Genomic DNA, 9578 nt, shown 5'->3' with positions numbered 1-9578 from the left:
TTGAGCGTCATCGAACTGCACCCAATTGCCCGGTTATTTCGCGTTGCCGCAGGTCACAGTATGTTCAAAAAACAGGTTCAAGTCCCGTTACTCACCCTTACAAGATCGCCCCCGTGACCTGCGAAAACAGGGACCGGGGGCGATCTTCTTCTCATCTGAGCCGCACCGCGTATGGCCGCGGCAATACACTTCCGCCATGATCCGCGCAGTGATCCTCGACGTCGGCGAGACCCTCGTCCGCGACGACCGCTACTGGGTCTCATGGGCCGACTGGCTCGACCTCCCGAGGCATACCGTCGCAGCCCTGGTCGGCGCGGTCGTAGCTCAGGGCCGTGACAACGCGGACGCCCTACGCCTCATCCGTCCGGACATCGACATCGCCGCCGAGTACAGGGCGCGCGAAGCCGCCGGCCGGGGCGAGCGGCTCGACGAGTCCGATCTCTACCCCGACGTACGGCCTGCCCTCGCCGCGCTACAGGCCCAGGGGATCCGGGTCGTCGTCGCGGGTAACCAGACCGTCAAGGCGGCGGCGTTGCTGCGCGGCCTCGACCTGCCCGCCGATCTCATCGCCACCTCGGGCGAATGGGGCGTCGCCAAGCCGTCTCCGCAGTTCTTCGCTCGCGCCCTCGACGTGTCCGGCGCGGGCGCGCACGAGACCCTGTATGTCGGTGACCACCCTGCCAACGACGTCTTCCCTGCCCGGGAGGCGGGCCTGCGCGTCGCCCACCTGAGGCGCGGGCCGTGGGGCTATCTGTGGGCGGACGACCCGGAGGTGATCGAGGCGGCGGACTGGCGGATCGACAACCTGACGCAGCTCGCCTCCATCGTCGCCCCCTGACACTCGGCAGGGTGCGCCGGTCCCGTTTCGGGTGCCGACCTGTCGCCGCATGGGTACGGTGCCGACCATGCCGTGTGGGGAAGACACATGACCGATACCCCAGGACAGATCGGGGGGCGCATCGCGGCTCGCCGTCACGCGCGCCGCATGACTCAGGCCGACCTCTCCCGAGCCTCGTTCGTGTCGCTCTCCATGATCAGAGGGATCGAGCGCGGCGTTCGCTCACCGAGCGACAAGACTCTCGACAGTCTCGCCGCCGCTCTCGATGTGGACCCCTCCCGACTGGTCAACGGAAACTCCCGTACATCCGGCCGCGTTCACAGCGCACTCCCGCACATCTCTGCGGCCATCGCCGGATACGACGTACCGGACGGCCCGGCGCTCCGGTCGTTGCCCGAGCTGACCTCGGCGGTCAACGACGCCATGACCTGGCGTCTCGGCGCGCAATACAGCCGCCTCGCAGTCCAGGCGCCGGCCCTGCTCGGTGATGCGTTGCGTACGCTGCACACCGCCACGGGCCATCGGCGGAAGGAAGCGGCGCAGTTGCTCGCGTCGGCCGCGCGCGCGGCGGACGCCGTCGCCTACAAGTTCGGTGCCTACGATCTCTCGGCGAGACTCGTCGAGTTGCTGCGATGGGCCTGTACACGAGCCGGGGACCCACTCCTCAACGCGACCACCGCGTACGTACGCACGGAGACTTTTCTCGCCGCTCGGTCCTACGCCACCGGCCTCCGCGCCCTGGAAGCGGCAATTGACGCGGCACCCTCGCCCAAGGAGCCTCGGTCGGTCGCGGCACGCGGCGCGCTCCACATGCGGGCCGCTGTCGTCGCCGGACGAGCAGGAGACGAGACGGCCGCCGACACTCACCTCGCCGAGGCCGAACCACTCGCCGCCCTTTTGCCTGAGGGCATTTACAACGGAACGGCTTTCGGACCGAGCTCACTGCGTATCCATCAGGTATCCGTTGCCGTGAGCCTCGGCACCGCCCATGTCTCGCGAGCCCTGGACGTGGCGCGGGATTGGAAGCCGCCCAGGGATCTTCCCAGCGAGCGCCGCAGCTCCTTCTCCATCGAGCTGGCCCGAGCCCAGGTGTGGGCCGGGCTGATGGACGATGCTTTCGAATCCCTCAAAGCCGCCAGGCGCGTGGCTCCTCAGCACACCCGTGAGCATCCATGGGCCCGCGAGGACACCGCGACGCTTCGTCGGCTGAAGCGAGCTGACGCGGAGGAACTCACGGCATTCGCTGCATGGATCGGCGCTGTCTGAGGTGATACACGGTGTAGTACTTGTCGGCCTTGCGCAGGCCCACTATCTGTCTGCCCGCATATCGACGGCCAGATGGGACCCGAGATGCCCGAGGTATTCCCTACGCCGGATCGTGCAGTCCTATGGCTGACGTCGCCCGGCCCGCACCCCGCTGTCGCCCACGAGGCGTGGCAGGGCGGCCGCCCTGCGATGCTGCGTACCGGCCGCGCCTACGACGCCGTGAAGATGCCGCTGACGCTGGTCCACGCGGCGGCCGGGAGCAGCGCCCCGGACGTCGTGGCCGGCGTCCTGGCCGAAGCCCTCGACGGGCCGGTCATCTGCCACCCGAGCGCCTGGTACTACGCGCTCGTACCACCGGGGACCTGCGAGACGTGGCGGGTCGCGGAGGCCGTGGTCCGCGGCCCGGGTGCCTGGCTCGGAATCCCCCGGCCGGACCGTACGGAACCGACGGCCGTCACCCCGTACTGGGCCGTGCCGGTGGGGCAGGCCGGAAAGCTGTGTACCGCCGAGGCCGTCGCCGAGTTGCTCCGGGTCGGCCGAACACGGTTCGAAGGTACGGCCCGGTGACCACGACGCTGTACAAGGCACCCGCTTGCCGCATCGACGAGCACACCGAGTGCCCAGGACCCGGGGAGACGCGGCTCGCCTGGCAGACGCCCACGCAGCCACCCGTTGAGACCCACCGCTGCGACTGTGCGTGCCACCGGAAAGGCCAGTCGTGAGGTGCCCGACGGGCGACCACGACTTCCCAGTCGAGAACGAAGAAGGTGCCCGCTGCGAGCGGCACGGCATCACTCCGCTCTGGAACGGGCCGCCCATCACGGAGGACGATCTCGCGACCGAGCCCGCCCTCGATGTCCGAGGCCGGAAACCGGAGCGGCGCACGGGCAGGTAGAAGCGGCCGTACGGTGACCCGTTCGTCATCGGCGTAGACCCGACGACGCTGACTCCGTACACGACCGGCCGCTGATTACCGCTCCGGCCGGCCAGGGTTTGTGCCGGGCGGTGAAGGGGCGGGGGGAGCGCAGGGGTCGTGTCCGGGACACTAAAGCGTGATGTGTGGCGCATGACCGCCCGCATCTCAACTCTCGCGGATCCGCGCCGTAAATCACGCCGTCCCGGATGCGACCCCGGAGCGTCGCCGGGCGACAGGCCGCACACGCTCACGCACCCGCAGGCGCGCTCTCGACAACGCGACCGGCCCCTGCCGCGAGGCGCCCCCCTCAGGACGAGCCCCGCACCACCAGTTCCGTCGGCAGCACCAGTTGTCGCGGGCCTCCCCCGGGCCCCGCCTCCAGGGGCCCCGCCTCCACGGGCCCGGCCGCCTCCGGTGAGCGCCTCGCGATCTCCGAGAGGACCAGCCGTGCCATCGCCCGGCCCATCTCCTCGATCGGCTGGCGGACGCTCGTCAGCGGTGGGTCCATGTGGCGGGCTATCTCCGAGTCGTCGAAGCCGACCAGCGCCACGTCCTCCGGTATGCGCCGGCCCGCCGCGCGGAGGGTCTGGCGGGCGCCGGCCGCCATGACGTCGGAGGCCGCGAAGACCGCGTCCAGGGCCGGGCGGCGGGCCAGCAGTTCGCGCATCGCCCGCCGGCCGCCCTCCTCCGTGAAGTCGGCCACGGCGATCAGCGACTCGTCCGGCGCGTGGCCGGCCTCGGCGAGGGCCCGGCGGTAGCCGTCCAGGCGGCAGGCCGCGCCGTAGACCTCCAGCCGTCCGGTGATCGTCGCGATCGTACGGCGGCCCCGGGAGAGCAGATGTGCCACCGCCGTACGGGCGCCCCCGGCGTTGTCGGAGTCGACCGAGGGCAGCGGCTCGGCCGCCGAGCGGCGTCCGCTGACGACCGTCGGGATGCCGGTCCCGGCCAGCAGGTCCGGCAGCGGATCGTCCGCGCGGACCGAGACCAGCAGCACCCCGTCGGCCCGGTGCGCGGCCAGGTACTGCGCCAGCCTGCGGCGCTCGCGCGCGCCGCCCGCGAAGGTGAGCAGCAGCTGCATCCCGGTCTCGGCCAGCGCCTCGCCCACCCCGCTGACGATGTCCGAGAAGTACGGCTCGGCGAAGAACCGCGCCTCCGGCTCGGGCACCACCAGGGCGATCGCGTCGGCGCGGTTCGCGGCGAGCGCGCGGGCCGCGCGGTTCGGTACGTACCCCAGCTCGGTGATCGCCGCCTCCACCGCGGCCCTGGTCGGCGCGCTGACCCGCGGCGAGCCGTTGATCACCCGGGAGACCGTGCCCCGCCCGACCCCGGCGCGCGCGGCCACCTCTTCGAGCGTGGGCGGCTTCCCGCCGCCCGTACGGGCCGTACGGACCGCACGGGCCTCCGTCCGGGACGTACGCGCGGCATCCGCCTCACGGGCCGTACGAGCTGTCATCTCCGCCTCCCCAATGAATCCGCCCCGAGTCCAGCCCGGTCCCTTGACACCCCTACGGGGACCCGCGACGCTTCAACACATCACACATGGGAGCGCTCCCACCGTACCCGACCCATATATGCCCCGCACGCTCCCCGACCACGCCCGGACGGACGGCCGCAGGGCCGGGGGCCGGCACGTCGGTGCACTAGGAGGACGTCATGCGTACACGTACCCGCTCGTCCCGGGTGGTCGTCCTCGCGGCCGTCGCCGCGCTCGGCGCCGGGCTCCTGGCCGGCTGCGCCCAGGACAGCGAAGGCCCCGCCGGCAGTGCCACGAGCGGCGGCGGGAACGGCGGCGGAGACGGCGGCAAGGGGAAGACCACGCTCACGGTGGGCGTCTTCGGGGCCTTCGGCCTGAAGGAGGCCGGGCTCTACGACCAGTACATGAAACTCCACCCCGACATCGCCATCAGACAGACGTCCATCGAGCGCAACGAGAACTACTACCCCCAGCTGCTCACCCACCTCGGCAGCGGCAGCGGACTCGCCGACATCCAGGCCGTCGAGGTCAACAACATCGCCGAGGTCACCGCCACCCAGGCGGACAGACTCGTGGACCTCGGAAAGACCGGCGGCGTACGGCAGGACAGCTTCCTGCCGTGGAAGTGGTCGCAGGCCACCGACAAGGCCGGCCGGACCATAGGGCTCGGCACCGATATCGGGCCCGAGGGCATCTGCTACCGCAAGGATCTCTTCGCCGCGGCGGGGCTCCCCACCGACCGCGCGTCCGTCGGCGCACTGTGGGCGGGCGACTGGCGGAAGTACCTGGACGCCGGGAAGAAGTTCAAGGCCAAGGCGCCCAGGGGAACGGCCTTCGTCGACTCGGCGAGCGGCGTCATGGCCGCCATCACCGGCAGCGAGGCGAACCGGTTCTACGACAAGGACGGCAAGGTCATCTACAAGACCAACCCGGCCGTACGGAACGCGTGGGACATCGCCGCGGAGTTCGCCGGGGCCGGACTGACCGCCAGACTCCAGCAGTTCACCCCGGCCTGGGACCAGGGATACGCGAACGCCGGCTTCGCCACCGTCTCCTGCCCCGCCTGGATGCTCGGCTACATCCAGGACAAGTCCGGCGCCGCGGGCAAGGGCAAGTGGGATGTGGCCGCCGCGCCGAAGCCCGGTAACTGGGGCGGCTCCTTCCTGGTGGTGCCCGAGGCGGGCAAGAACAAGAAGGAGGCCGCCGAACTCGTCGCCTGGCTGACCGCGCCGGAACAGCAGGCCACGTTCTTCGCGAAGCGCGGCAGCTTCCCCAGCTCCCGGGCGGCATACGCGCTGCCCGCCGTGTCCGGCGCCACGCACGAGTACTTCGGCAACGCCCCCATCGGGAAGATCTTCTCCGCCGCCGCCCAGGGCGTACCGGTCCAGATCGTCGGTCCGAAGGACCTGATCATCGCGCAGAACCTGGCCGATGTCGGCATGCTCCAGGTCGACCAGAAGGGCACCTCCTCCAAGGACGGCTGGAACGCGGCCGTCAAGGCGATCGACAACGCACTGGACCAGTGACCGATGGCCAGTGGTGACGCGACAGCCGTCCCGGAGGCGGGCGTCGGGGACGCTCCCGCGGCGCCCGCCGGGCCTCGGGAGCGGTCCGAACGGCCGGGACGGCTCGGCGAGGAGCGGGACGACCGGCGACGGGAGCGGCGCAGCCGCTGGTACCGCCGCGACGTGCGGTGGAGCCCGTACGCCTTCATCGCCCCGTTCTTCGTCTTCTTCCTGGCCTTCGGCCTCTTCCCGCTCCTCTACACCGGCTGGGCCTCGCTCCACCGGGTGGAGCTGACCGCGCCCACCGACATGGAGTGGGTGGGGCTGCGGAACTTCTCCCGGCTGCTGAGCGACGACTTCTTCTGGAACGCGCTGAAGAACACCGTCACCATCGGGGTGCTCTCGACCGTTCCGCAGCTGCTCATCGCGCTGGGCATCGCGCATCTGCTCAACTACCGGCTGCGCGGCTCGATGTTCTTCCGGGTCGCGGTGCTCACTCCGTACGCCACCTCGGTCGCCGCCGCGACGCTCGTCTTCGTCCTCCTCTTCGGCCGCGACTACGGAATGATCAACTGGGTGCTGGGGCTGGCCGGGGCCGGCCCGGTCGACTGGCAGAACGGCACCTGGACCTCACAGCTCGCGGTCTCCACGATCGTCATCTGGCGCTGGACCGGCTACAACGCGCTGATCTATCTGGCGGCGATGCAGGCGATCCCGGACGATCTGTACGAGTCGGCGGCGCTGGACGGGGCCTCGCGATGGCAGCAGTTCCTCCATGTGACCGTCCCTTCGCTACGGCCGACGATCCTGTTCACGTGCGTGGTCTCGACGATCGGCGCGACCCAGCTGTTCGGTGAGCCGCTGCTGTTCAACGGCGGCGCGGGCGCCACGGGCGGGGCGGATCACCAGTTCCAGACGCTCGGGCTCTATCTGTACGAGCAGGGCTGGGTGAATCTCCATCTGGGCCGGGCCTCGGCGATCGCCTGGGCGATGTTCCTGATCCTGCTGATCATCGGCGCGGTGAACTGGATCATCGCCCGCCGTCTCCGCGAGAGCGCGTAGGGGAGAGAGATGGCGACGATGTCGCGGACCGGCGGTACGACCCGGACCTCCGGCGGGAACAGGAAGGGCGCGGGACGGCAGCTGCACGGCGGGCGGATCACCCACGCCGTACTGATCCTCTTCACCGCCGGCTCGCTCTTCCCCCTGGTGTGGACGGCGGTCGCGGCCTCCCGCAACAACACCCGGCTCGCCCAGACCCCGCCGCCCTTCTGGTTCGGCGGGAATCTCTTCAAGAACCTCGAAATCGCCTGGACCGACGCCAATATGGGTACGGCCCTGATCAATACGACGGTCGTCGCCGGGGCGATCGCGGCGGGCACGGTGCTCTTCTCCACGCTCGCCGGTTTCGCCTTCGCCAAGCTGCGTTTCCGGTTCAAGAACCTGCTTCTGCTGCTGGTGATCGGCACGATGATGGTGCCGCCGCAGCTCAGCGTCGTACCGCTGTACATGCTGATCGCCGAGTTGTCCTGGACCGATCAGCTCCAGTCCGTCATTCTGCCCACCCTGGTCAGCGCGTTCGGTGTGTTCTTCATGCGGCAGTACCTGACCGGGGCGCTGCCCACCGAGCTGATCGAGGCGGCCCGGGTGGACGGCGCGAGCAGCTGGCGGGTGGTGTGGCATGTGGTCTTCCCGACCGCGCGGCCGGCGATGGCCGTGCTCGGGATGCTGACCTTCGTGATGGCCTGGAACGACTTCTTCTGGCCCATCATCGCGCTGACCCAGAACGGCAGCCCCACCGTGCAGGTGGCGCTGACCGGGCTCGGCCGCGGCTACATCCCCGACCAGTCGGTGATCATGGCCGGCGCGCTGCTCGGGACACTGCCGCTGCTCCTCGCCTTCGTGATCTTCGGCAGACATATCGTCGGCGGCATCATGCAGGGCGCGGTCAAGGGCTGATGTCCGTACGGCCGGGCGCCTCAGGCCGTACGGCCGGTCCCGGTGCCATCCGGCACCCCTCTCGCACCACCACAACCCCCCTTTCCTACGGTCAACGGGAGCCGCATCATGTCCGACACCTTTCCGCCCGGGTTCCTGTGGGGCACCGCCACGGCCGCCTACCAGATCGAGGGCGCGGCACGGGAGAACGGCCGTACGCCCTCCATCTGGGACACCTTCAGCCATACGCCCGGCAAGGTCGAGAAGGGAGACAACGGCGACATCGCCGTCGACCACTTCCACCGCAGGGCCGAGGACGTCCGGATGATGGCGGACCTCGGCGTGAACGCGTACCGCTTCTCCGTCTCCTGGCCGCGCGTCCAGCCCACCGGCCGGGGCCCGGCCATCCAGCGCGGGCTCGACTTCTACCGCGGTCTGGTCGACGATCTGCTCGCCCATGGCATCGAACCCGTCCTGACGCTCTACCACTGGGACCTGCCCCAGGAGTTGGAGGCCGCGGGCGGCTGGCCCGAGCGCGAGACGGCGTACCGCTTCGCGGAGTACGCGCGGGCCGTCGCCGAGGCGCTCGGCGACCGGGTGACGCGCTGGACGACCCTCAACGAGCCCTGGTGCAGCGCCTTCCTGGGGTACGGGTCCGGAGTGCACGCCCCCGGACGTACGGACCCGGTGGCCGCTCTGCGCGCCGCCCACCATCTCAACCTCGGCCACGGACTCGCGGCCCAGGCGCTGCGCTCCGTACTCCCGGCGAGCGGTCAGGTCTCGGTGAGCCTCAACCCGGCGGCGGTCAGGGCCCGTACGCAGTCGCCCGGGGACCTGGACGCGCGACGCCGGATCGACGCGCTGGCGAACCGGGTCTTCACCGGCCCGATGCTGGCCGGCGCGTACCCCGAGGACCTCCTCGCGGACACCGCGCGGCTGACCGACTGGTCGTTCGTCCGCACCGGCGACGCGGCCGTGAGCAGGCAGCCGCTGGACTCGCTGGGCATCAACTACTACCAGCCCGCGGTGGTCTCCGCCGCAGCCGGACAGGACGCCGCGGGACAGGGCGTCGCGGGACAGGGCGTCGCGGGACAGGGCGCCGGCCGCAAGGACCGGCAGGACGGCCACGGCGCGAGCGAGCACTCCCCCTGGCCGGGCGCCGAATCCGTCGCCTTCCACCAGCCGCCCGGCGAACTGACCGAGATGGGCTGGTCGGTGGATCCGAGCGGACTGTACGACCTGCTGCTGCGCTATACGCGCGAGGCACCGGGACTGCCCCTGATGGTCACCGAGAACGGCGCGGCGTACCCCGACAAGCCGGACGCGGACGGCGCGGTCCACGACCCGGACCGGATCCGCTATCTGCACGGCCATCTGTCGGCGGTACAGCGCGCGATCGCCGACGGGGCGGATGTGCGCGGGTACTTCCTCTGGTCGCTGATGGACAACTTCGAGTGGGCGTACGGCTATGGCAAGCGCTTCGGCGCGGTCCATGTGGACTACGAGACGCAGCGCCGTACGCCGAAGTCGAGTGCGCGCTGGTCCCCCGTTGTTGTTGCCCTGACCGCCCACGGTGGTCACGGTGACCGTGTCGTTCTTGTTGACTTCCTGACCGGGCTGGGGATCGCTGTTTATCACCAG

The 9578-nt window shown here is 70.4% G+C and carries 8 protein-coding genes and 1 pseudogene; 8 read left to right on the top strand and 1 reads right to left on the bottom strand.

Annotated elements, in window-relative coordinates:
* The first annotated feature begins 196 nt into the window (after positions 1–196).
* The 4 genes and pseudogenes from CU044_RS29575 to CU044_RS29565 all read left to right on the top strand — a co-directional run bounded on the left by CU044_RS29575 (position 197) and on the right by CU044_RS29565 (position 2671).
* Positions 197–838 carry an HAD family hydrolase gene (locus CU044_RS29575; RefSeq protein ID WP_193564108.1) on the top strand — a complete coding sequence of 214 codons (642 nt, stop codon included), beginning with the start codon at positions 197–199 and terminating at the stop codon, positions 836–838.
* 87 nt (positions 839–925) lie between these two features.
* Positions 926–1108, top strand: a pseudogene (locus CU044_RS40245) (helix-turn-helix transcriptional regulator); the annotation flags it as partial.
* A 120-nt stretch (positions 1109–1228) separates the two neighbouring features.
* Entirely contained in the window at positions 1229–2104 is an 876-nt protein-coding gene (locus tag CU044_RS29570; RefSeq protein ID WP_345790160.1) for a transcriptional regulator, read from the top strand.
* A 189-nt stretch (positions 2105–2293) separates the two neighbouring features.
* Positions 2294–2671: a hypothetical protein gene (locus CU044_RS29565; RefSeq protein ID WP_129771824.1), complete on the top strand. Its 378-nt coding sequence runs from the start codon at positions 2294–2296 to the stop codon at positions 2669–2671.
* A gap of 656 nt (positions 2672–3327) precedes the next feature.
* Here the strand turns inward: CU044_RS29565 and CU044_RS29560 are convergent.
* The gene (locus tag CU044_RS29560; protein WP_129771823.1) at positions 3328–4473 is read right to left on the bottom strand and encodes a LacI family DNA-binding transcriptional regulator; all 1146 of its coding nucleotides are present in this window, start codon (positions 4471–4473) and stop codon (positions 3328–3330) included.
* A gap of 200 nt (positions 4474–4673) precedes the next feature.
* Here CU044_RS29560 and CU044_RS29555 point away from each other — a divergent pair, with 200 nt between their 5' ends.
* The 4 genes from CU044_RS29555 to CU044_RS29540 form a co-directional block, all read left to right on the top strand.
* The gene (locus CU044_RS29555; RefSeq protein ID WP_129771822.1) at positions 4674–6020 is read left to right on the top strand and encodes an ABC transporter substrate-binding protein; all 1347 of its coding nucleotides are present in this window, start codon (positions 4674–4676) and stop codon (positions 6018–6020) included.
* Positions 6021–6023: 3 nt separating this feature from the next.
* Entirely contained in the window at positions 6024–7061 is a 1038-nt protein-coding gene (locus CU044_RS29550) for a sugar ABC transporter permease (RefSeq protein ID WP_129771821.1), read from the top strand.
* A gap of 9 nt (positions 7062–7070) precedes the next feature.
* Entirely contained in the window at positions 7071–7958 is an 888-nt protein-coding gene (locus CU044_RS29545; RefSeq protein WP_240045919.1) for a carbohydrate ABC transporter permease, read from the top strand.
* 108 nt (positions 7959–8066) lie between these two features.
* Positions 8067–9578 (top strand): beta-glucosidase (locus tag CU044_RS29540; protein ID WP_129771820.1); only part of this gene is annotated, 1512 nt, incomplete at its 3' end.

The sequence above is a fragment of the Streptomyces sp. L-9-10 genome (genome assembly GCF_004151105.1).
GTDB lineage: Bacteria > Actinomycetota > Actinomycetes > Streptomycetales > Streptomycetaceae > Streptomyces.
This window is presented reverse-complemented; position numbering and strand designations above follow the sequence as displayed.

Excerpts from the sequence above, each read along its gene's own strand:
- CU044_RS29575 (WP_193564108.1), top strand. The coding sequence starts at position 197 with ATGATCCGCGCAGTGATCCTCGACGTCGGCGAGACCCTCGTCCGCGAC.
- CU044_RS29565 (WP_129771824.1), top strand. The coding sequence starts at position 2,294 with ATGCTGCGTACCGGCCGCGCCTACGACGCCGTGAAGATGCCGCTGACG.
- CU044_RS29560 (WP_129771823.1), bottom strand. The coding sequence starts at position 4,473 with ATGACAGCTCGTACGGCCCGTGAGGCGGATGCCGCGCGTACGTCCCGG.
- CU044_RS29555 (WP_129771822.1), top strand. The coding sequence starts at position 4,674 with ATGCGTACACGTACCCGCTCGTCCCGGGTGGTCGTCCTCGCGGCCGTC.
- CU044_RS29550 (WP_129771821.1), top strand. The coding sequence starts at position 6,024 with ATGGCCAGTGGTGACGCGACAGCCGTCCCGGAGGCGGGCGTCGGGGAC.
- CU044_RS29545 (WP_240045919.1), top strand. The coding sequence starts at position 7,071 with ATGGCGACGATGTCGCGGACCGGCGGTACGACCCGGACCTCCGGCGGG.